The sequence below is a fragment of the Bradyrhizobium sp. IC3195 genome, assembly GCF_020193585.1.
Lineage (GTDB): Bacteria > Pseudomonadota > Alphaproteobacteria > Rhizobiales > Xanthobacteraceae > Bradyrhizobium > Bradyrhizobium yuanmingense.
Map to the genome: position 1 here is coordinate 247,537 of NZ_JADYVG010000008.1, position 22,993 is coordinate 270,529.

17 protein-coding genes and 1 pseudogene are annotated in these 22,993 nt (G+C 65.0%); 10 read left to right on the forward strand and 8 right to left on the reverse strand.

Going from position 1 to position 22,993, the window contains the following annotated elements:
- Positions 1–222 precede the first annotated feature (222 nt).
- Positions 223–921, forward strand: coding sequence for an ABC transporter permease (locus tag I6F09_RS18495; RefSeq protein WP_225188709.1), 699 nt, complete (start codon positions 223–225; stop codon positions 919–921).
- Here the strand turns inward: I6F09_RS18495 and I6F09_RS18500 are convergent.
- Complete coding sequence (locus tag I6F09_RS18500) at positions 895–1,701, reverse strand: extracellular solute-binding protein (protein ID WP_225188710.1); 807 nt, start codon at positions 1,699–1,701, stop codon at positions 895–897. The two genes, I6F09_RS18495 and I6F09_RS18500, sit on opposite strands and share 27 nt — an antisense overlap.
- 445 nt (positions 1,702–2,146) lie before the next feature.
- On the opposite strand from I6F09_RS18500, the gene I6F09_RS18505 reads away from it, so the two are divergent.
- Together I6F09_RS18505 and I6F09_RS18510 are read left to right on the forward strand one after the other, a co-directional pair.
- The gene (locus I6F09_RS18505; RefSeq protein ID WP_225188711.1) at positions 2,147–3,280 is read left to right on the forward strand and encodes a hypothetical protein; all 1,134 of its coding nucleotides are present in this window, start codon (positions 2,147–2,149) and stop codon (positions 3,278–3,280) included.
- A 287-nt stretch (positions 3,281–3,567) separates the two neighbouring features.
- Positions 3,568–5,587, forward strand: a pseudogene (locus tag I6F09_RS18510) (EAL domain-containing protein).
- Between the two features lie 101 nt (positions 5,588–5,688).
- On the opposite strand, the gene I6F09_RS18515 reads toward I6F09_RS18510, so the two are convergent.
- The 6 genes from I6F09_RS18515 to hutI form a co-directional block, all read right to left on the reverse strand.
- Positions 5,689–6,450 (reverse strand): hypothetical protein, encoded by a 762-nt coding sequence (locus tag I6F09_RS18515; RefSeq protein WP_225188712.1) that lies wholly within the window; start codon positions 6,448–6,450, stop codon positions 5,689–5,691.
- Positions 6,354–7,133: a hypothetical protein gene (locus tag I6F09_RS18520; RefSeq protein ID WP_225188713.1), complete on the reverse strand. Its 780-nt coding sequence runs from the start codon at positions 7,131–7,133 to the stop codon at positions 6,354–6,356. Before I6F09_RS18520 ends, I6F09_RS18515 begins: the two co-directional genes overlap by 97 nt.
- Before the next feature lie 168 nt (positions 7,134–7,301).
- A complete protein-coding gene (locus tag I6F09_RS18525) occupies positions 7,302–10,130 on the reverse strand; it encodes a patatin-like phospholipase family protein (protein WP_225188714.1) in 2,829 nt (942 codons plus the stop codon).
- Positions 10,131–10,569: 439 nt separating this feature from the next.
- Positions 10,570–12,240: a urocanate hydratase gene (gene hutU, locus I6F09_RS18530; protein WP_225114636.1), complete on the reverse strand. Its 1,671-nt coding sequence runs from the start codon at positions 12,238–12,240 to the stop codon at positions 10,570–10,572.
- A 10-nt stretch (positions 12,241–12,250) separates the two neighbouring features.
- Positions 12,251–13,810 (reverse strand): histidine ammonia-lyase, encoded by a 1,560-nt coding sequence (hutH, locus tag I6F09_RS18535; RefSeq protein ID WP_225188715.1) that lies wholly within the window; start codon positions 13,808–13,810, stop codon positions 12,251–12,253.
- The gene (hutI, locus tag I6F09_RS18540) at positions 13,807–15,021 is read right to left on the reverse strand and encodes an imidazolonepropionase (protein WP_225188716.1); all 1,215 of its coding nucleotides are present in this window, start codon (positions 15,019–15,021) and stop codon (positions 13,807–13,809) included. The genes hutH and hutI overlap by 4 nt, the downstream gene beginning before the upstream one ends.
- Before the next feature lie 87 nt (positions 15,022–15,108).
- Here hutI and I6F09_RS18545 point away from each other — a divergent pair, with 87 nt between their 5' ends.
- The 7 genes from I6F09_RS18545 to I6F09_RS18575 all read left to right on the forward strand — a co-directional run bounded on the left by I6F09_RS18545 (position 15,109) and on the right by I6F09_RS18575 (position 22,352).
- Positions 15,109–16,467, forward strand: coding sequence for a formimidoylglutamate deiminase (locus I6F09_RS18545; protein ID WP_225188717.1), 1,359 nt, complete (start codon positions 15,109–15,111; stop codon positions 16,465–16,467).
- A complete protein-coding gene (hutC, locus tag I6F09_RS18550; RefSeq protein WP_074448225.1) occupies positions 16,464–17,189 on the forward strand; it encodes a histidine utilization repressor in 726 nt (241 codons plus the stop codon). The genes I6F09_RS18545 and hutC overlap by 4 nt, the downstream gene beginning before the upstream one ends.
- Before the next feature lie 105 nt (positions 17,190–17,294).
- On the forward strand, positions 17,295–18,239 hold the full coding sequence (locus I6F09_RS18555) for an ABC transporter substrate-binding protein (protein WP_057026646.1): 945 nt from the start codon (positions 17,295–17,297) through the stop codon (positions 18,237–18,239).
- 61 nt (positions 18,240–18,300) lie between these two features.
- Positions 18,301–19,074 carry an ABC transporter permease gene (locus I6F09_RS18560; protein ID WP_036008029.1) on the forward strand — a complete coding sequence of 258 codons (774 nt, stop codon included), beginning with the start codon at positions 18,301–18,303 and terminating at the stop codon, positions 19,072–19,074.
- Positions 19,071–19,856, forward strand: a complete 786-nt coding sequence (locus I6F09_RS18565) for an ABC transporter ATP-binding protein (protein ID WP_192893118.1) — start codon at positions 19,071–19,073, stop codon at positions 19,854–19,856. Before I6F09_RS18560 ends, I6F09_RS18565 begins: the two co-directional genes overlap by 4 nt.
- Complete coding sequence (locus tag I6F09_RS18570; RefSeq protein ID WP_225188718.1) at positions 19,849–21,075, forward strand: Zn-dependent hydrolase; 1,227 nt, start codon at positions 19,849–19,851, stop codon at positions 21,073–21,075. The genes I6F09_RS18565 and I6F09_RS18570 overlap by 8 nt, the downstream gene beginning before the upstream one ends.
- Before the next feature lie 116 nt (positions 21,076–21,191).
- Positions 21,192–22,352, forward strand: a complete 1,161-nt coding sequence (locus tag I6F09_RS18575) for an MFS transporter (RefSeq protein ID WP_225188719.1) — start codon at positions 21,192–21,194, stop codon at positions 22,350–22,352.
- Positions 22,353–22,422: 70 nt separating this feature from the next.
- On the opposite strand, the gene msrA is transcribed toward I6F09_RS18575, so the two are convergent.
- A complete protein-coding gene (gene msrA, locus I6F09_RS18580; RefSeq protein WP_036008049.1) occupies positions 22,423–22,938 on the reverse strand; it encodes a peptide-methionine (S)-S-oxide reductase MsrA in 516 nt (171 codons plus the stop codon).
- Between the last annotated feature and the right edge of the window lie 55 nt (positions 22,939–22,993).

Sequence of the window (22,993 nt, forward strand, 5' to 3'; positions counted from 1 at the left end):
CCCGATCCTGTTCCTTAGCGCATCCGAGGCCGGAAGAAAGCCGCCCGCGGGGCCGCCAGGCGCCTCGATTGTCGGTCCCTGGCCGCGCCTATCGATCATCCTGAGCCCTTCTCCAACGGCTCCGGCGGGGTTGCCCACCCCCTGGCCCCTTGATTATGGCAGCGGCAGCAGCGAGAAGGGCGGCGCGGGGCTACCGCGGAACAGGGGCTTGCCCGAGACCGGATGAACGATTTCGCACGATCCATCGGTGCCGCCTTTGCGCTGATCGGCGACGCCGACACCGAGCTATTGGGCATCGTCGCCCTGTCGTTGCGGGTCAGCCTGACCGCCAGCATCCTGGCGCTCCTGATCGGCGCCCCCTTTGGAGCCCTGCTTGCGATCACCCGCTTCCGGGGACGCCAAATCATCATCATTCTGACCAATGCCCTGCTCGGGCTTCCGCCGGTGGTGGTCGGGCTCGCGCTCTATCTCTTGCTGTCGCGGTCCGGCCCGTTCGGAGCGGCGGGCTTGTTGTTCACGCCGGCCGCCATGGTGATCGCGCAGACGCTGCTGGCGACGCCGATCGTGGTGGCGCTGGTGCACCGGCCGGCAAGCCTGTTGTGGGCGGAGTATGGCGACCTGGCGCGGATCGACGGGCTGTCGGCCCTGCGCAGCATCGCCCTGCTGTTCGCGCTCGGCCGGACCTCGTTGCTGACGGCCTTTCTCGCCGCGTTCGGACGTGCCATCGCAGAAGTCGGTGCCATCATCATCGTCGGTGGCAACATCCGTGGCTTCACCCGCACGATGACGACGGCGATCGCGCTGGAAACTAGCAAAGGCGAGCTGCCGCTGGCGCTCGGACTCGGGCTGATCCTGCTCGCTCTCAGCGTCGCGGTCTCGACCGTCGCCTTCGTCCTAGTTGGGCGCGTTGGGGAAAAATAGCTGCTCGCCGCCGACCTTGTACCCGGCGATCGCCTGCTGCCCTTGCGGCGAAACCAGCCAGTCGATGAAGGCCTGTCCCTCCTTTGCCTTCACGTTCGGATGCTTTGCAGGATTGACCAGCATGACGCCGTACTGGTTGAAGAGCCGCTTGTCACCCTCGGTCAGGATGGCGAGTTCGCCACGGTTCTTGAACGACAGCCAGGTGCCGCGGTCCGACAGGAGGTAGGCATTCGACGACGAGGCCATGTTCAGCGCCGGACCCATGCCCTGGCCGATCTCCCGGTACCAAATGTCCTTGCCGGCACTGAGGTCGACGCCTGCCTCCTTCCATAGTCTCAGCTCGGCCGCATGCGTGCCGGACTTGTCGCCGCGCGAGATGAACGGCGCCTTTGCGGTCGCAATCTTGCGCAGCGCCTCGGCCACGTCCTTGCTGCCCGAGATCTGCGCCGGATCGCTTTTGGGGCCGATGAGGACGAAGTCGTTGTACATGACGTCGAAGCGCTTCACGCCCTGCCCTTCGGACATGAACCTGTCCTCGGCGGGCCTGTCATGGACGAACACCACGTCGGCATCGCCGCGCCGCCCGATGTCCAGCGCCTGGCCGGTGCCGACGGCGACGACCTTCACGCCGATGCCTTCGGCCTTAGAGAACAGCGGCAGCAGATGACCGAACAGCCCCGACTGTTCCGTCGAGGTGGTTGAAGCCACGGTGATGGTGCGATCCTGTGCGGATGCGATGGTGGACCAGAGCAGAACCGCGATGGTGACAAGCTTCCTCATGCGACGTCCTCGGCCAGACAATGACGGCTCTGAATAGCGGCTCGCGAGGATGGCGGGAACCCCAAGCTTCGGATCGCAACGAGAGTTGATGCGGGCGGTGCACCTCGCAGAAAAAGCGCGCCGGCGCGCGCTAGGCACGCCTGCAGAAGTGAAAAAACAACCCCATGCACAGTAGCGATGGGGTTCAAAGGCTTGAGCATTTCGGTGTTGCCGAAGACACGCTTGCGGCGTCGGGCAAAACAGGGGTATTTTGCATCATCGGCTGCTGTGCGGGTTGCGTAACTCGGGCGGATGCGCGCTGGATGCGCGGATGTTCTGCAATTGGTCCACCCTACATTGACACGGATGTGACGGCCGGGGCAGGTTTTCATATTGCTGACGAATCAGCGTTGCCTCACGCCGAGCACCTCTTGGACAACTCCCAGTGCTTTCGAGACTGATATCGTTGCTGCGCCGCATCCCTGCGGTGAACTGGGCGTTTTCCCGACTCCGGCCTGTGCCGCACAGCGGCAACATTGAGGTCGCGCCGACCGCCACGGACGCTTCGCCCGCCATCATCGAAGACGTGGAGGTCCCGGCTCAAGCTCCAAGCGCCGAGATCAGCACCGCCCCGGTGCGCGACGACGCTGCCCCCGCCACCAAGGCTCTGGTCGCGGAGAACGATGCGGCTGTGTCTGTCGTCGCGGAGAATCCGTCCGACGAAATCCGTATCAGCGGGGACTCCTCTCCGGAGACCGTGACGGAAATCGAGGCGCCCGCGACGCCGCCAGCCTCCGAGGAGGTGCTGGCTGCATCGGTCGGTGCGGAGAGCGAGCCAGTTGCAGCCTCTAATCTCGCCATCGTTGACGATGATGCATCGCCTCCTGAGATGCCTGCAGAGGTCGACTCCGCCGTCGTAGAAGAGGTTGTGATTTCGTCGGCGGAGGTCGCGACCGCCTTGACTGATGTCCCTGATGTCATCATCGAGGCAGCCTCCTCGCCCGACGTTTCCGCCGCTGTCGATCCGGTCGCCGTCGAAGAACTCGAGCTTCTCCGCGCCGAGGCCGATAGCGTCACGACTGATGCCTCTGAAGCCAGCGCCGACAGCGAACCGGCGCTCGTTGTCGAAAGCCCGCAAGTCCCTACAAACGATGTTCCGCTCGCTGCGGCGACTAACGACTCCTTGAGCGGTGTCACCGATATCGAGCCGGCTCCGGCTCTCGCGTCTCCTTCGCCAGAGATCCGCAACGTCCCGAAAGTTCGCGCGAGAGCCGCAGAGCCCGCCGACCGCGCGGCGCTGATCCGGCAGCGCTGGGCGGAGAGCGGAATCAGGATGTGGAATCCGCGGCTGCACGGCACCGGCGAAGCCGCGCTGAACATCCAGGGAAGCATCGGGCTGCTGCCCCCGGCACCCGGCGAGACAATGCCGCGCTACGACAAGCTGGAATTCAGGATGCTCGGCGGACAGATCGTCTGTGAGGGCGTGATCGTCGAGGCACCCGTTCAGGCGAGCCATCGGAGCTTCACGCAGCTTGCCGAGCCGCGGACCAGCGAGCGCGTCCGCGAACCGGCGCGCGAGCGCCAGGCCGTCCTCGCCTGATCCGACCGTGGCCATGTGCTAGGCTCGTGGCCATGTGCTAGGCTGATGTCGCGCATGGGCGATAGCAGGCGGTAGCTGCAGCGATTTCGGGCGACGTGTGCCTGAGACGTGCGCACGCTGCGGCCGGATATCCTTAACGGGACCTCACCAATGCACGCGATCGGAAAATCGTAAGGCAGCGCGCAACCAGTGCTGGCCTGCCCGGGCCAGAATTGATCTAACGGCCCCTTTACCCCTGCCGTGCAAGATTGCCCACGTTTTTCAGGGGATCTGGGGCTCGTATTGCAATGCCTATTGCCGATTTGAAATCTCATCTTGCCGCCGCGATGCGATTGTTTCGCGTTCCCGCCGACAATCCGGACCTGACGCGGGCGCAGTTCGACGCCTTCTCCAAGCAGATCCCGCTGCTCTACTTCATCCTCATCAGCAACACGATTGCGGTCGCCTACACCTATGTGAACGTGGCGCCGGACTGGCTGACGATGATCGTGCCGGCCGTGCTGACGGTGCTCGCGGGCTTGCGGACCTTCTGGTGGCTACGCCAGCGCCGGCTGGTGCGCAGCGACGCCGACATCCTGCGCAATCTGCGCGCCACCAACTGGCTGACCCTGCCGATCGGTGCCGGCTTCACCGCCTGGTCCTTCGCGCTCTACCCCTACGGCGATCCCTTCGCCAAGAGCCAGGTCGCGTTCTACATGGCGGTCACCGTGATCGGCTGCATCTTCTCGCTGATGCATCTGCGCTCGGCGGCGCTGATCGTGACGCTGATCGTCGACGTGCCCTATGTGCTGTTCTTCTTCGCCACGGGCGAGCCGACGCTGAAGGCGATCGCGGTCAACAACCTCCTGGTTTCCGCCGCGATGGTGACGGTGCTGTTCATCTACTACCGCGACTTCGCCGATCTCGTCGCCAGCCGCAAGTCGCTGCTCGCGCAACAGGCGGCGACGCAGGCGCTCTCTGACGAGAACTTCCGCCTTGCCAATCTCGATTCACTCACCGAGCTGCCGAACCGCCGCCGCTTCTTCGCCGAACTGTCGAGCGCCTTCACCGATGCCGAACGCAGGAACGTTCGGATCGCGGTCGGCATCATCGATCTCGACGGTTTCAAGCCGATCAACGACAATTACGGCCATTCGGTCGGAGACCGCGTCCTGATCGAGGCCGGCCGGCGCATCCGCGAGGTCTGCGAGGGTTTTGGTCCGCAGCGGGTCGAATTCGCCCGATTAGGCGGCGACGAGTTCGGCCTGGTCGTTTGCGGCGACCCCGACGATGCGGACCTGCTGCGGCTGGGCCAGCGCATCGGTGACCAGGTCAGGCTTCCCTATCAGCTCGACACTGCCCATACCGGGCTGTCCTGCTCAAATCGGCTTTGCCTCGTTTCCCCAATCGGCAACGACCGCGGAAGCACTCTATGAATGTGCCGACTATTCGCTCTATCATGCCAAGCGCCATCTGCGCGGCCGCACCGTGATCTTCTCGAGCGAGCTCGAGGCCGAGATCCGCAGTCGTGGAGTCATCGAGAATCTGCTGCGCACCGCCGATTTCAGCACCGAGATGGACCTGGTGTTCCAGCCGATCGTCGATGCCATGAGCGAGCACACCGCCGGCTTCGAGGTTCTGGCGCGCTGGCGCAGCGCCCGCCTCGGCTTGGTCTCCCCGGCCGATTTCATTCCGGCCGCGGAGCGCATCGGACTGATCCGGCCGCTGACGCAAGCGCTGCTGGTGCGCGCGCTCGCCATCGCCAGGACATGGCCCGATCACATCCGCCTGTCGTTCAATCTCTCAGCCCACGATGTCTGTGCGGCGGAGGGCATCCTGCCGCTGATCTCGATCATCGAGAAGAGCGGGCTGCCGCCGCGCCGGATCGATTTCGAGATCACCGAGACCGCCGTCACCTTCGATTTCGTCCGCGCACAGCAATCGATCGCAACGCTGAAGGCAATGGGCTGCGGCATTTCGCTGGACGATTTCGGCACCGGCTATTCGTCGTTGAGCCACGTGCACCGGTTGCCGCTCGACAAGATCAAGGTCGACCGCAGCTTCGTTTCCGACATCAACGAGAATCCCGTCAGCCACAAGATCATCAAATCGCTCACCGGTCTCTGCGACGACATGGAGATCGCCTGCGTCGTCGAGGGCGTCGAGACGCGTGCTCAGCTCGACACCCTGCGCCGCCTGGGATGCGACTTCATTCAAGGGTATTTTTTCGCAAAGCCCATGCCGGGCCCTGCCGTGACCGGGTATCTCACCGACGAATCCCGCCGACTCGGGCTGTACGCCGAAGCGACATCGCGAGTGCCGGCCTGAGCAGGCGCGGCATGCCGCAGCGCGGCCGGATGTCTTGGTCGAAAGGAATGCGGCGCATCGCTGGATTTGTCGCGCGGCCGCCCCCCCTTTTGCTGACTGCCTCAATGCCATTTCGCTGCACTGTGCAGGAGGTCAAGCAGCATTGTGCTGATAGCGATCACTGCAAGCGCGTACGGGGCTGGAACGGTCGCCGTCGGCGTCGTGCTTCGACCGAACCTGAGCACGCCGAACACCAGCGCCATCGCCAGAACCGAGTAGATCAGGAAGATCGAGATAGTCGCGCCCGAAAGCAGCTCGGGGTGATTGTGGCAAGCGACGACGAACCGGCAGAACAATTGCTGCACCAGGTCCTCGCTCTTGCCGACGAGCATGTCTCCCAGGAAAAATGAAATCGCGATCAGCGTAACCGCGGCGGCCCAATGCGTGATCAGCGCCACCGACCAGGCTCGCAACTTGACTTCACGCTCGAGCTTCGGCTCGACCGCAACCCGCACCTGCATCGGAACAATCCGGGACAGGACGAAGCTCACAAGAAGGATCAGCAGCATGCAGGACGAGACTGAAACGATGATCCCCAGCCATTCGTTACTCTTCAGCGCGCCTGCATAGCGCGTGAGCGTGTAGTATTGAAGCGGAACGGTCGCCCATACCCAATTGATAATTCTGCGCTCACGCTCGGGATCCGAGACGATCGCCGCGTTCGGAAACGGCGTCGCCACGATACGCCAGCCGACCCCCTGATGCGCGGTGCCGGGCTCCGCTGCCGTCATTGTCCCGCCCCATCCTTCCATATGATCGTAGCTGTCATGCGCTCGCCCTTCGGTACGCGATGTATCACGAAGTCGGTACGGATCGGCCGCCAAGTCTTCGCCTGCTCCACCGCGTAATAGTCGCGATTCCAGGTAAATATCTGGCCGCGCAGCGAAGAGGCGGTGGGACGCGGCGAGGTGAAGCTGAAGCAGACGGGCCCTGGTCCCCGCACATAGGCGAACTCCGAGGAAAGCCCGGCATAGCGCTGCGACCGTGCAGTCGGCTCGTCCGCAGCAACCGGGCCCACAACTTCTGTTGCGCGCGTCACCAGGACGGCGTTCGGCCGCACGTCGGGAAATCCATAGGCGCCGTGCAGTGGGCCGACCTTATTTGAATCGTCTGTGCGGAAGCACCCGCGACCGGCATCGCTGACCTCGAAATGGAAATAGGTGCGCAGCCCCGAATCTTCGCGCCGGTCCTTCGCCCGCTCGGCGTGATGATCGAAGTAGCGGTTCAGCGACACGTATCGGCTGTTCTCGGTAAACGAGGCGAACTCGTCGCCGGCGAAAGGCTGCACGAGATTGCCGCGCTGGCAGGAAGTCCGGACCTCCCTGCGATAGACCAGCGCCTGATCAGCCCGTAGGCCGGCATCGGCCGCCTTTGTCTGCGAGCGGATGTGATAGACAACCTCCTCGTTCTCGCCGACCGTACGTGGCCCGACGGGAATGTAGTAGAATTGTGCGTTGATATCGTATTTGAACTCCCGCGGCACAGGCACCGGCGCCGCGTCCTCCAATCGCTTGACATAGAGACCGGGCGGCGCATTTGCCAATTGGGCGCAGTTGAAGTCGGCCTGCGCCAGCGACGCGGCCGGCGCGCACAGTAGCAGAAGCGCCGCAATGCCTCCGGCTGTCGTTCGAGCGCGAGACGGGCAGAGCATGAAAAATCTCCTTCGGTCCGAGAATCACTTTGGGTATCTGTCATCGAGCACGGCAAACAGGTCCGCGATCTCCGATCCGCATCCGGGTCGGACGTCGCTGAGAGCTTCTTCCATCACGAAAGCGCCGAGCGCGCGGTAGGCCTCAAACTGGGTCTCGCCGAACCATTGGTTCGCCGTCGACTCGTGCGGAAATTCGGGATGCTGATTGAAATAGGCAATGACCGATGTGGGCTCGGTGCCGAACAGGACGGGCTTCACGTAGAATAGCAGACCGTGCCGGCGCTCCGCCTTCGCCTCATCATCAAGGTCGGGCGGGGCAGCACCATCATCGGGGTAATAAATGTCTGCGAGCGAGCAGGGTTCGCCCTTGTGGGGCGAGGCTTTTCCGCTCGTGTCAAGCGGCCGCCGGAACTTGATGCGTACGCCGAAATCGATCGAGACCCGCCGAACCAGATTCCCGAGATCCTCGTAACCGTAGTTGGGATCGCAGGCCGCGTCGCTGATCATGATGTACTTGCAGCGGCGGCGGATCATCTCGTATGCGCCGAGATTCTCGAAATGACCACCGTCCGACAGGTAGACGTACGGGTCGGTCGCCTTGGTCATTCCCATTGCCTCGCGGAACAGCGGCTCGTAGGCGGGCCGCGGCCCTTGGCGGAAGAAAGTGGCGGCGCCTTCCGGACCAGGATTGCCGGCCCACATGCCAAGCCGCACGTTGAACATCGTCATCAGCACGCCGAGCGATGGTGAGGAGTGATACCCCATGTTCGGACTGGCGGCGGCACCTGAGATTGTCACCGCGGTGCCGAGCGACATGCCGCCGTTGTAGTACGCGGCCGGACGGAAGCAGCCCTCGATCGGGACCGCATCCGGCGACGGGCGCCATTTCTGGTCACCCGAGCCGATATATTGGGGCGTGGCCACGAACGAAAGCGCTCTGCGCTCCTGCAGCTGGAGCTCCTGCGATGCCAGCGTGTTCAGAGCCATGTTGACGACGAGGAATTGAGGTGGCGGCGTGGGTTCGTGCGCCGGTTTTCCCTTCAGCGGCTCGGCCTTGCTTGGCCAGATATCGCGCAGCTTGAGGTTATCGCGCTCGTCGAAATCGGTGAACAAGTTCGGCGTGCGACCCGTATGCGACGCGCCCAGGAATGTACGGATCAGGCGGTTGCGATAGATGTTGTGCAGCGAGAAGCGATTGATATTGACGAAATGCGACACAATGAGCCCGAGGACGGTAAGGCCTATGAAGGCCCATAGCGTCCAGGTCATCGCCATCAAGAGAGGCACGTGTGGAGTCGGCGCGCTCGTGAAGTACGATCGCGTGAGCGGCTTGCCGAACAGCATATCGTCGAACTGCCACGAAATCAGGATCGCGGCGCTTGCCAGGAAAACGGGCATGGCGCAACCGAGGATGGCGCGGTAGAGGACAGCCGTCCACGAATTGACCTGCTCTCGCTTCATGGCAGCCGTTGATGGCGCCTTGCCGAGCACCGCGATCAGGATGCCGGCGAGGACGCCGGCGGCGGCAATGAGCTGCGGGCCGAGCGTCGGCCGCAGCTTGAACATCAGCGGCGACCCGAAAAGCACCAGCACCGTAACGATGAGGTAAATGCCGGCAACAAGACTGTGATAGCCCGCAGCCCGCGCCAGCCATTCGCGTTCGGCATCTGCCCACGGGGTCTTGCTGGCGAGGCCAATATACGCCAGCTCGCCGAAGAACAGCGCGCTCATTGCCAGCGGAGGGCCGAAGGTGATGATCGCCAGGTCGCGATCCATCCAGTCCGGCTTGATCATTGGGAAAGCGTAGACGACCAGGGCAGCGGCTGCTCCGGTCACCGCGCCGGCGATGGTGAAGCTGAAGGCGGTCAGCACCACGTATCGCTTGGCGGGCTCCGTCGCGACCGTAGAATCAGTGGATTTGGGGGACGCCGCGCTCGCCGAGTCGCTGGAATCGAGTTCCGCCTTCCGCGCGAAGTAGAACGCCAGGAGCCATACCGTGAGGCCGATCACCGCACCCGTGCCTGTGATACTCACCGCGTCGGCAAGACCGAAGTTCCTGTTCGTTGCGAAGGCCGTTGCCGCAGCGGTCATCGTGAAAATGGTGCCGAACGCCATCGGAATCAACTCGTTGCGATTGAAGCGCAATCCCTGCGAAACTTCGCTCTCCCAGCCGGGCCGTTGTCGCAGCGAATCCACCAGTGAGGCGCCGATCAACGCCAGCCCGATGCTGGCGAGCAAGGCGGGCAGTTCCTGCAACCATTCGACCCGATCAAGCAGCCAGACGCCCATTGCCCCGAACTTCACGGCGATGATGCCGGCAATGACAAAAGGAAATATGATCATCCAGTTGAGCAGCAGATTGCGCGTGAACAACGCTACGATCGTCAGGGTATCTGGGGACAGCAGGCCCGAATGCGGAGCCAGGTAGCGGCTGTACCTTCGGAGATGAGACAATGGCGAGTCGGGCGCCGGCCTCGCCCAAAGGTCCAGCTGCTTCTCAACCTTGTCGTAGTCGGTACGCTGTACCCAAGCGGTGAGGAAGGCACCGACGTAGCCTCCACCCGAGACGGTCGAGAGATAGTCAAAATGCTTGAGCAGCTTTCTAGACGCGAGCGCCTGGATCACGCCAAGCGCAAATGCCGCGCTACGGATGCCGCCACCGGATAACGAGAGCGCTGAGAGCTGCATATCGAGCGCGTTGCCACCGTCGCTACGGCCGCCAAGCGACTCGCGGCGCTTGCGAATCCAAGCCAACTCGTCGGCATGCACCTCATCCCATCCGATCGGTCGGACGTCAGTGGCACGACCGCCGAACCCCAGCAGGTCCGGCACAACCGAGATCTTGCGGCGCAAGATCCCTCCCAGACCCTCCCCGCCTGTTCCGTCGGGCGGCGCTCGCCCATCGTCAGCCATGTCAGCCACCTGTACACGCCGGCGACGCATGATGCCGCAAACCTGAGCTAGCAAGAAACAAAAAAACTCGCTCAGGTCGAAATAAATGGTTGACATCCCGGCAAGGTATTCGGAGCGAGGGACGGCCCATTGTTGCGATAGGGCCGATGAGGGCCGGCGCGATGGTTCGCTATCTCATGGATGAACCCCGTCGTCGGAGGCGTACGCCGAAACCGCTCTCTGGTGCCGGCCCGAGCGGCTCACACTGCGGCGGCGACGATGCCAAAGCTGCCGGTCGATACGCCCCGCGGCGTTCGGAGGGACCGTAACCCTCACCCGGACTGCATCTCGCGATACGATCCAGCTCTCGCTGCGGGAGAGGTGGACAAGAGAGCTGTAGCTACGTCGCCAGGCTCGGCAGATCGAGCCCCTTGTCACGAGCGCACTCGATCGCGATGTCGTAGCCTGCATCGGCGTGGCGCATGACGCCGGTGGCGGGATCGTTCCACAGCACGCGCTCGATACGCTTCGCAGCCTCGGGCGTGCCGTCGGCGACGATCACCATGCCCGCGTGCTGCGAATAGCCGATGCCGACGCCGCCGCCATGATGCAGCGACACCCAGGTCGCTCCGCTGGCGCAATTGAGCAGCGCATTGAGCAGCGGCCAATCGGACACCGCATCCGATCCGTCCTTCATCGCCTCGGTCTCGCGGTTGGGGCTCGCCACCGAGCCGCTGTCGAGATGATCGCGGCCGATCACGATCGGCGCCTTCAATTCGCCACGTGCCACCATCTCGTTGAAGGCAAGGCCGAGGCGATGGCGGTCGCCGAGACCGACCCAGCAGATCCGTGCCGGCAGGCCCTGGAACTTGATGCGCGCCTTTGCCATGTCGAGCCAATTGTGCAGATGCTTGTCGTCAGGCATCAGCTCCTTGACCTTGGCATCGGTCTTGAAGATGTCCTCGGGATCGCCCGACAGCGCGGCCCAGCGGAATGGCCCGACGCCGCGACAGAACAGGGGGCGGATATAGGCGGGCACGAAGCCGGGGAAATCGAAGGCGTTCTTCAGGCCCATGTCCTGTGCCATCTGGCGGATGTTGTTGCCGTAGTCGAGCGTCGGAATACCCTGGGCATGGAAATCCAGCATGGCCTGGACATGCTCGACCATCGACGTCTTCGAGGCGCGCTCCACTGCCTTCGGATCGGACGCGCGCTTGGCTTCCCATTCGGCAAGCGTCCAGCCCTTCGGCAAGTAGCCGTTGATGGGATCGTGCGCGCTGGTCTGGTCGGTGACGATGTCGGGCTTGACGCCGCGGCGCACCAGCTCAGGGAAGATCTCCGCGGCGTTGCCGAGCAGGCCGACCGAGACCGCCTTGTTCGTCTTCGCGGCGTCCGCCATGATCGCGAGCGCTTCATCAAGCGTTGCGGCTTGCCGGTCGAGATAGCCGGTCCGCAGGCGCATCTCGATGCGGCTCGGCTGGCATTCGACCGCAAGCATCGAAGCGCCGGCCATGGTCGCCGCCAGCGGCTGCGCGCCGCCCATGCCTCCCAAGCCGGCCGTGAGAATCCATTTACCGGCGAGGCTGCCGCCGTAATGACGCCGACCGACCTCGACGAACGTTTCATAGGTGCCCTGCACGATGCCCTGGCTGCCGATATAGATCCAGGAGCCCGCCGTCATCTGGCCGTACATCATCAGGCCCTGGCGATCGAGCTCGTTGAAATGATCGAGCGTCGCCCAATGCGGCACGATGTTGGAATTCGCGATCAGCACGCGTGGTGCATCGGCATGGGTCCGGAACACGCCGACCGGCTTGCCGGACTGCACCAGCAGCGTCTGGTCGGCTTCGAGCTTGCGCAAGGCCGCAACGATCCGGTCAAAACTCTCCCAGTCGCGCGCGGCGCGGCCGATGCCGCCATAGACGACGAGCTCGCTCGGGCGTTCCGCGACGTCAGGGTCGAGATTGTTCATCAGCATGCGCAGCGGCGCTTCCGTGAGCCAGCTCTTGGCGCTGATGTCGCTGCCGCGGGGAGCGCGGATGGTACGGTCATTGTCCAGACGGCGGTTCATGCGGGCCTCTTCAGACGAGTCTCGGAAACGGATCGGTGGGAAGCTGGGCGAGCGCAGCAGCTGGAAGCGCATCGGCTTCGATCAATGCAGCGGCCTTGGCCAGATCACCGGCCATGTAGCGATCGGCGCCCAGTGCGGGCACCTGCTCACGCAACGCGGCAATGACGGCGACCAGCGGCGCACTGGTTGCGTGCGGCGCGCGCAGCGTGATGCCCTGAGCGGCGACCAGAAGCTCGATGCCGAGGATGGCGGCGAGATTGTCGGCCATGTCGGACAGGCGCCGCGCAGCATGCGCGGCCATCGAGACATGATCTTCCTGATTGGCGCTGGTCGGCGTCGAATCGATCGAGCAGGCGAGCGCACGCTGCTTGTTCTCGGCATAGAGCGCGGCCGCCGTCACCTCGGCGATCATGAAGCCGGAATTGAGGCCGGGATCGGGGGTGAGGAACGGCGGCAGTCCGAAATTGAGCGCGGGATCGACCAGCGTCGCGATGCGCCGCTCGCTGATTGCACCGATCTCCGACAGCGCCAGCGCCAGCGCATCTGCGGCAAACGCCACCGGCTCGGCGTGGAAATTGCCGCCGGAGACGATCTCTCCGGTCTCGACCAGCACCAGCGGGTTGTCGGTGACGGCATTGGCCTCCACGATCAGCGTGCGCGCGGCCTGCGTGATCAGATCGAGCGCAGCACCGGCAACCTGTGGCTGGCAGCGCAGGCAATAGGGATCCTGCACGCGCTCATCACCCTCGAGATGCGACATACGGATGTCGCTGCCGTCGAGCAACGCATTCAGCGTCGCAGCCGCCGCGATCTGGCCGGCATGGCCACGCAGCGCCTGGATTTCGGGCCGGAACGGTGCCGTTGACGCCATCGCCGCGTCCACCGACAGCGCACCGGTCACGAGCGCGGCGCGGGCGAGGCGAAATGCGCGCAGCACGCCCGATAGCGCGTAGGCGGTCGAGAATTGCGTGCCGTTGATCAGCGCGAGGCCTTCCTTGGGCCCAAGGGTCAGCGGCGTGAGGCCGGCGGCGACGAGTGCCTCGCTGCCGGACACGATCTTGCCATCGATGATCGCCTGCCCTTGGCCGATCATCACGGCCGTCATATGCGCAAGCGGTGCCAGATCGCCGGAGGCGCCGACCGAGCCCTGCTGCGGCACCAGCGGATAGACGCCACGGGCCAGCATGTCCTGCAACTGCTCGATCACCGCGCGGCGCACGCCGGAAGCGCCGCGGCCGAGCGAGACGATCTTCAGCGCCATCATCAGGCGGACGATGGGCTCCGGCGTCGGCTGGCCGACGCCGCAGCAATGCGAGACGATCAGGTTGCGCTGAAGCAGCGCGGTCTGGTCCGGCGGAATGCGCTTCGACGCGAGCTTCCCGAAGCCGGTGTTGATGCCGTAGACGGGGACGTCGGCCTGCGCGGCCTGCGCAACGATCAGCGCAGCCGCATCGACACGCGGCCAGAACGAAGGATCGAGCACGACGGGAGCACCTTCGAGCACGCGCGCGAGATCGTCGAGGCTCACTGTTCCCGGCTTGACCACGATCGCTGTCTCCTGCTCCGTCACTGCCCCCTCCATACCCGCTGGCGCAGCGGATTGAAGCCGATCCGGTAGACCAGCTCGGCGGGCCGCTCGATATCCCAGATCGCGAGGTCGCACCATTTGCCGGTTTCCAGTGTGCCGGTCTCGTTCAGCAGGCCGAGCGCCCGCGCGCCTTCACGGGTGACGCCGGCGAGGCACTCGGCCACATTCATCCGGAACAATGTCGCGCCCATGTTCATCGCGAGCAGCAGCGAGGTCAGTGGCGAGCTGCCGGGATTGCAGTCGGTCGCCAGCGCCATGGGAACGTTGTGTTTGCGGAACGTCTCGACCGGCGGCTTCTGCGTCTCGCGAATGAAGTAGAACGCGCCCGGCAGCAGCACGGCCACCGTGCCGGCCCTCGCCATGGCGGCAGCACCGGCTTCATCTGTATGCTCGAGATGATCGGCCGAGAGTGCCGAGAATTTCGCGGCAAGCGCGGCGCCGCCGAGATTCGAGAGCTGGTCGGCATGGAGCTTGACCGGCAGTCCAAGTCCCCTCGCCGTTTCGAACACCCGCGCGGTCTGCTCGGCGGAGAATGCGATGCCCTCCATGAAGGCATCGACGGCATCGGCGAGGCCCGCTTTTGCGACCGCCGGCAGCATCTCCTTGCAGACGAGATCGATGTAACTATCCTTGTCGCCACCCGCCTCGACCGGCAGCGCATGCGCACCCAAGAACGACGTGCGGATCGTAACAGGCCGCTCACGGCCGAGGCTGCGCGCAGCCGCGAGCTGGCGCATCTCGGTTTCTGTGTCGAGGCCGTAGCCGGACTTGATCTCGACCGTAGTGGCGCCCTCAGCCGTCAGCGCGTCGAGCCGCGGCAGCGCGCCTGCGACGAGCTCGGCTTCGCTCGCCTGGCGCGTTGCCGCCACGGTCGAGACGATGCCACCGCCGGCGCGCGCGATCTCCTCGTAGCTCGCCCCTTTCAGGCGCAGCTCGAATTCATGCGCGCGGTTGCCGCCATAGACAAGATGAGTATGGCAGTCGACGAGACCAGGCGTGATCCAGTGCCCCTTGCAATCGATCCGCTCGATAGCGTCTGCATCGGCGGGAAAATCCGCTTTCGCGCCCGCATAGGCGATGCGACCGCCGCGTGCGGCGATGAGACCATGCTCGATCTCGCCAAGATCGGGACGATCGACCCGCATCGTCGCGAGGCGGGCATTGTGCCAGATCCGGTCGAAGCGCTCTGCCATGCGGGTATCCCTTCGCCCTGGGGATGCTTGACTTATATGTCTAGACATATAATCGTAAGACGGTTCTGTCCAGCCGGCGTGTAGATCATGACCCGACTGCATTTCGCTTCCGCGCTCCTGCCTTCCGGCTGGGCCAATGACGTGCAGGTGGTGATCGCCGCCGGCGCGATCGCCGCGGTGACGCCGGGCGTGGCGCCCTCCGCCGGCGACGAACGCCATGCCATCGCGCTTCCCGGACTTGCGAGCCTGCACAGCCACGCCTTCCAGCGCGGCATGGCAGGCCTTGCCGAATTGCGCGGCGATTCCACCGACACGTTCTGGACCTGGCGCGAGACGATGTATCGCTTTGCGCTGGCGATGACGCCTGACGAGGTCGCGGCTGTGGCGACGCTGCTCTATGTCGAGATGCTCGAGCAGGGTTTTACCCGCGTCGGCGAATTCCACTATCTGCACCACGACCGCGACGGGTCGCCCTACGCTGACCCCGCCGAGATGGCCACGCGGATTGCACAGGCCGCCGAAGCCTCGGGCATTGCGCTGACGTTGTTGCCGACTTTCTATGCGCATGGCTCGTTTGGAGGCGCAGCGCCGCATGCCGGGCAGCGCCGCTTCATCTGCTCGGTCGATCAGTTCGCCGCATTGATCACGGCCTCGCGCCAGGCGATCAGCGCCTTGCCCGGCGCCAATATCGGCATCGCGCCGCACAGTTTGCGCGCGGTCACGCCGGACGAGCTCGCCGCGATTCTTCCGCTCGCCGAGGGCGGGCCGGTGCACATTCATGCCGCCGAGCAGGTGAAGGAGGTCGAGGATTGCCTCGCCTGGTCGGGTTGCCGTCCGGTTCAATGGCTGCTGGAGCATGCGCCCGTCGATCAACGCTGGTGCCTCATTCACGCGACCCACATGACGAGTGAGGAAGTGACGGCTTTCGCCAAGACGGGCGCGGTCGCCGGCCTTTGCCCGATCACGGAGGCGAGCCTCGGCGACGGCACTTTTTCAGCGCGGGAGTTCGTCGACGCCGGCGGCTCTTTCGGCATCGGTACCGATTCCAACGTGTTGATCGGCGCCGCAGACGAGTTGCGCCAGCTCGAATACGGCCAGCGGCTCAAGCACCGCCAGCGCAACGTCCTCTCCGGCGGCGCAGGTCGCTCTACGGGACGCTCGCTGTTCGACGGGGCGCTCGCCGGCGGCGCGCGGGCGCTGGCACAACCGGCCATCGGCCTTGTGCCCGGCGCACGCGCCGACATCGTCACGCTCGACACGGCGCATTCATCGCTGGCGGGACGCGCGCAGGATGCCGTCATCGACGGCTGGATTTTTTCTGCCGGCGGCGCCGCCATCGATTGCGTCTGGGCCGGGGGCAACAAGGTGGTCGAGCGCGGTCAGCATGGATTGCGCCAAGCCGCACGCGAACGCTTCAACGCATCGATGCGGAGGCTCGTCGCATGAGCCTCGTCACCGATGCCGACAGGCCGACGCTCTACAAGCGCATCCGCGCCGACATCGAGCAGCGCATCCTGACCGGCGAATGGCCGCCCGGGCATCGCATTCCCTTCGAGCACGAGCTGGTGGCGCGCTACGGCTGCTCGCGCATGACCGTGAACAAGGCGCTATCTGAGCTGGCGCAGGCCGATCTGATCGAGCGACGGCGGCGCGCCGGCTCGTTCGTGCGCCGGCCGCAGCATCAGTCGGCGGTGCTCAAGATCGCCGACATCCGCGCCGAAATCACCGCGCTCGGGCGCAGTTACGGCTACGAGCTGATCGGCCGCAAGCTGCGCGCGGCGACGGCCGCCGACCGCGACCGGCTCGGCGTGAAGAAGGCCAACAAGGTGGTCGCGATCACCTGCCGGCACAGCGCCGACAAGGTCCCGTTCGCGGTCGAGGACAGGTTGATCGATCTCTCGTCCGTTCCTGACGCCGCGACCGCGGATTTCTCGCGCGAGCCGCCCGGCTCCTGGCTGCTTCACCATGTCCCATGGACCGAGGCCGAGCACACGATCAGCGCCATCGTCGCGGACGACCGCGCGGCGGAAGCGCTCGCGATCGCCGTCGGCGCCCCCTGTCTCGTGATCGACCGCTATACCTGGCGCAGCGCACGCACGATCACCGCCGTGCGCCTGCTCTATCCCGGTGACTCTCACCGCCTTGTCGCGCGATTCAAGGGAGGCTGAGAGGATATGTCGGCACAAATCGTGCAACGCTTCGCGGAACCGCCCATATGGGCCGGCAGAGATCAACAGGACGTCAAACCATCGATCGGCAAGAGGACGATAATCATGCGTAGTTCGACAGTATTTGCGACAATCATTGCTCTCGCGGCCTCCACTCCGGCGCTCGCCCAGGACGTCAAGGTCGGCATCGGCATTTCCGGGTGGACCGGCTTCGCGCCGCTGACGCTGGCGAAGGAGGCCGGCATCTTCAAGAAGAACGGCCTCGACGTCACCATCAAGAAGATCCCGCAGAAGGACCGCCATCTCGCCATCGCCTCCGGCGACATCCAGTGTGCGGCGACCACCGTTGAGACCTGGATCTCCTGGAACGCCAACGGCGTCGCCACCAAGCAGATCTTCCAGCTCGACAAGAGCTACGGCGCCGACGGCATGGCCGTGCGCAACGACATCGCCGCGATCAAGGACCTGAAGGGCAAGACCGTCGCCGCCTCCGCGCCGGGCACCTCGCCCTACTTTGCACTGGCCTGGATGCTGAAGAAGAACGGCCTCACCACCAAGGACGTGACCGTGGTGAACCTCGAGCCGGCGGCGGCCGCGCAGGCCTTCGTCTCCGGCCAGAACGATGCGGCGATGACTTATGAGCCATACTTGTCGACCGTGCGTGCCGCGCCCGACAAGGGCAAGATCATCGCCACCACGCTGGACTATCCGATGGTCATGGACACGTTCGGCTGCACGCCGAAGTTCCTCACCGACAATCCCAAGGCCGCCAAGGCGCTCGCCGACAGCTATTTCGAGGCGCTCGAGATGATCGCCAAGGACCAGGCCAAGTCCTACGAGATCATGGGCGCCGACGTGAAGCAGACCGCCGAGCAGTTCGGCAACTCGGCGAAATACCTGCGCTGGCAGGACAAGGCGGCGAACCAGAAGTTCTTCGCGGGCGAGTTCCTGACCTTCAACAAGGAGGCCGCCGAGCTCCTGCTCGAGATTGGTATCATCAAGGCCGTGCCGAAGGTCGAGGACCTCTACGACGCGAGCTTCATCAAGTAACGTTCTCCAAGCTGCCGGTTCCGCCTCAAGCGGAGCCGGCGCACCATTCGGATACAGTTTGATGCGTCCCCTGGATCCCGTGACATCGAAGCAACGTGCGGCATATGGCCTGGCGTTCTTCGTGCTGTTCGTCGCCCTCTGGTCGTGGGCGACGTTCGGCGGCCATGTGTCGAAGACCTTCCTCGCCAATCCGCTCACCATGGTGCAGGAAGGCCTCGAGCTGCTCACCAAGCACGGCTTCCTGTTCGACATCGGCATGACGATCTGGCGCGTCGTCGGCGGCTTTGCGCTCGCGGCGGTCATTGCGGTGCCACTCGGCGTGCTGATGGGCGCCTACAAGCCGGTCGAAGCCTTCCTCGAACCCTTCGTCTCATTTGCACGCTATTTGCCCGCCTCGGCCTTCATCCCGCTGCTGATCCTGTGGGCCGGCATCGGCGAGCTGCAGAAGCTGCTCGTCATCTTCATCGGTTCGGTGTTCCAGGTGATCCTGATGGTCGCGGTGACGGTCGGCGCCACCCGGCGCGATCTGGTCGAGGCCGCCTATACGCTTGGCGCCAGCGACCGCGGGATCATCCGCCGGGTGCTGCTGCCTTCCTCCGCGCCGGAGATCGCAGAGATCCTGCGGCTGGTGCTGGGCTGGGCCTGGACCTACGTCATCGTCGCCGAGCTGATCGGCTCGTCCTCGGGCATCGGTCATATGATCACCGACAGCCAGGCGCTGCTCAACACCGGCCAGATCATCTTCGGCATCATCGTGATCGGCTTGATCGGCCTGATCTCGGACTTCCTGTTCAAGGCGTTCAATGCCTGGCTGTTTCCCTGGAAGCTCGCATGACCATTCTTAAGGTTGAGCAGGTCTCGCGCACCTTCCCCGCGCGTCACGGCAACGCGCCGACCAGGGCGCTGGAGCCGACCGATCTCACCATCGGCAACAACGACTTCGTCACCATCCTCGGTCCCTCCGGCTGCGGCAAGTCCACGCTGCTGCGTATCGTCGCCGGTCTCGACCGTCCGACCGGCGGCCGCGTCACGCTCGACGGACGCGAAGTGACCGGCCCGGGCGCCGATCGCGGCATGGTGTTCCAGTCCTACACGCTGTTCCCCTGGCTGACGGTGCGCGAGAACATCGCCTTCGGCCTGCGCGAGCGCGGCGTGTCCGAGGCGGAGCGACACAAGATCGCCGATGCCTTCATCCGCCAGGTCGGGCTGTCCGGCTTCGAAAACCATTGGCCCAAGCAGCTCTCCGGCGGCATGCAGCAGCGCACCGCGATCGCACGCGCGCTCGCCAACGATCCGAAGATCCTGCTGCTCGACGAGCCGTTCGGCGCGCTCGACAACCAGACCCGCGCCCTGATGCAGGAGATGCTGCTCGGGATCTGGGAACGCGACCAGAAGACCGTGCTGTTCGTGACCCACGATATCGAGGAAGCCATCTTCCTCGGCAGCCGCGTCATCGTGATGAGCGCGCGCCCCGGCCGCATCAAGGCCGAAATCAATGTGGACCTGCCGCATCCGCGCTCCTACAAGATCAAGACCACGCCTGAATTCGTCCAGCTGAAGGAACGGCTGGTCGAGGAGATCCGAACCGAGGCGCTGAAGGTTGCCGAACATGCCTGACGCTCGTGCCGACGGCCATCGCGTTCTCGCCGACCTCCACGCACTGCGCGCCTTTGGCGCCTACAAGACCGGCGTGCACAAACCGACCTTCTCCGAGCCGCACAAGCTGTCGCTGGAGTGGCTCGTCCAGAAGCTGCCCGAGGCCGAGCTCTCCGCGACGGTCGACGGCATTGGCAATGTGTTCGGGACGAGCTCGAAGCCCGGGCCGAAGCTGCTGGCGGGCTCGCACCTGGAAAGCCAGAACTATGCCGGCTGGCTCGACGGCCCGCTCGGCGTCGTCTATGCGCTGGAGGCGGCGCGCGTGCTCAATGCCGACACTTCGGTGAACGGCGCGGTCGAGGTCGCCGCCTGGTGCGACGAGGAGGGACATTTCGGTCATTTCCTCGGCTCGCGCTCCTATGTCGGACAGGTGACCGAGGCCGACATCGACGCCGCGCGCGACCGCACCAGCGGCCGCAGCATGCGCGATGCCCTTGCCGACATGGGGCTCGCGGGGCGCCCGCGCATCACCACCGAGCCGGGACGGCACGTCGGTTATCTCGAGGCGCATATCGAGCAGGGCGACACGCTCGAAAGCGGGCGCCTGGCGATCGGCGTCGTGACGTCCATCGTCGGCATCTGGCAGTACCAGATCAACTTTGCCGGCGAGCAGAACCATGCCGGCACCACGCGCATGGCGGTGCGCAAGGATGCGGGCCTGGCGCTGGCCAAGTTCTGCGTGGCGATCGACGAGCGTTTCCCCGCCGCCTGCGGCCCGCGCACGGTCTGGACCACCGGCCGCATCACGCTCGATCCGGGCGCACCGAGCATCATTCCCGGTGGCGCGGAGATGTTGTTCCAGATCCGCGACGACGACCCGACCGTCATCGCCCGGCTGGAGCAATTGCTCCGGACCATGGCGGACGAGGCCAGTGCCAACGGCCCCTGCACCGTCAGCGTGACGAAGCTGCGCACCGGCGCACCCGCGATGATGAACGCGAGCTTTCAGGACGCGATCGAGGCCGCGAGCAAGGCCGTCGCCGGTGGCCGTTCCATCCGCATGCCGAGCGGGGCCGGCCACGATGCGCAGATGCTGGCGACCGTCATGCCCGCCGGCATGCTGTTCGTGCCGTCGATCGGCGGCATCAGCCATCACTGGACCGAGAACACCTCCGATGCGGACATCGTCACCGGAGCTGAGGTATTCGTCGACGCCTGCCGCCGGATCCTCGGCAGTTAGGTCGAGGCATGCAGCCGTTGAGCGCCTGCCACGACCATTCGAGCAGGGCTCTGCCATAAAGCCGCGGCAATCCTCGGGCCTGTCGACCGTCTCCTCCCCTGCTTCCCGGAGTTCCCATGTCTTCTGCCGACCGGCCGGCAACCCGCCTTGCCACCCGGCTTGCCTTCCTCGTTGCGGGCTTCGGCATCGCGTGCTGGGCGCCGCTGGTGCCGTTCGCGAAGGCGCGGCTCGCGGTCGATGACGGCGTTCTCGGGCTGCTGCTGCTCAGCCTCGGCATCGGCTCAGTGATCGCGATGCTGCTGACCGGCGTGCTCAGCGCGCGCTACGGCAGCAAACCGATTGTCATCGCGGGCGGACTTGGTCTCACGTTGGTGCTGCCATTGCTGGCCATCGCGGCGTCGCCCGCGACGCTCGCGCTGGCGCTGTTCGTCTTCGGGGCCGCACTCGGCTCCATTGACGTCGCCATGAATATCCACGCCGTGGAAGTGGAGCGCGCCGCGCGACGCCCGCTGATGTCCGGCTTCCACGCCCTGTTCAGCATTGGCGGCTTCGCCGGTTCCGCGCTGATGACGGCGCTGCTCTCTCTGCAGCTCGGCGCGCTCGCCTCGACGTTGATCTGCTCCGTGCTGATGCTGATCGCGATGCTCGTGACCTGGCCGCGCCTGCTTCGATCGGTGCAGGTGCAGGAAGGCCCATTGTTCGTGCTGCCGCATGGATCGGTGCTGCTGCTGGCGCTGCTCGGCGCCATCACCTTCCTGGTCGAAGGCGCGATGCTCGATTGGGGCGCGCTGCTCGTGATCGGCGCCGGGCTCGTCAGCGAGGCCCAAGGCGGCATCGGCTACATCGTGTTCTCGATCGCGATGACGATCGGCCGGCTTAGCGGCGACGCCATCGTTGCGCGCATCGGAGACCGCACGACGTTACTGTGGGGCAGCCTCATCGCGATCGCCGGCTTCGTGGTGCTGCTCACCGCGCCCGTGGCAGCGGTCGCCATCGCCGGATTCCTGCTGATCGGGCTCGGCGCCTCGAACCTCGTGCCCGTGCTATTCCGCCGGGCGGCGCAGCAAAAGGTGATGCCCACGGGACTTGCGGTCGCGGCGATCACGACAGCGGGCTACGCAGGCGTCCTGCTCGGCCCTGCCGGCGTCGGCTTCGTCGCACAGCTCGGCGGACTGCCGCTGGCATTCTGGCTGCTCGCCGCCTTGATGGGTCTCGTCACGTTGACGGCGGGGATCGTCACCGCGGAGCAGCGCCGGACCTTGCATGTCGATGCGTGAGCGGACTCGCGTCGGCTTTGACCGATGAGGAGGTGGACCGCCACAGCCGGCGAGCCACCTTCTTCAGGCTCTAGCCTCCGACTGCCGCAGCGCGCCGCGGCAGCTTCCAGCCCGGCCGGATGAAGTGGCAGGTGTAGCCGTCAGGATAACGTTCGAGATAATCTTGATGCTCGGGCTCGGCTTCCCAGAACTCGCGCGCGGGCGCGACCTCGGTCACCACCTTGCCGGGCCACAGGCCGGAGGCCTCGACGTCGGCAATGGTGTCTTCGGCAATCCGCTTCTGCTCCTCGCTGGTGTAGAAGATCGCCGACCGATAGCTCGTGCCGATATCGTTGCCCTGACGGTTGAGCGTGGTCGGATCATGGATCTGGAAGAAGAACTCCAGCATGGTCCGGAAGCTGGTCCTGGCCGGATCGAACACGATCTCGATCGCTTCGGCATGGCCTTCGTGATTGCGGTAGGTGGCGTTCTTGACGTGCCCACCGGTGTAACCGACGCGGGTGGAGATCACGCCCGGCTGCTTGCGGATCAGATCCTGCATGCCCCAGAAGCAGCCGCCGGCCAAAACTGCGCGTTCCGTCGTCATGTGATGTGCTCCCAATGATCGCTCAAAAGCTTGTCCATCATATAGGCTTTCGGCC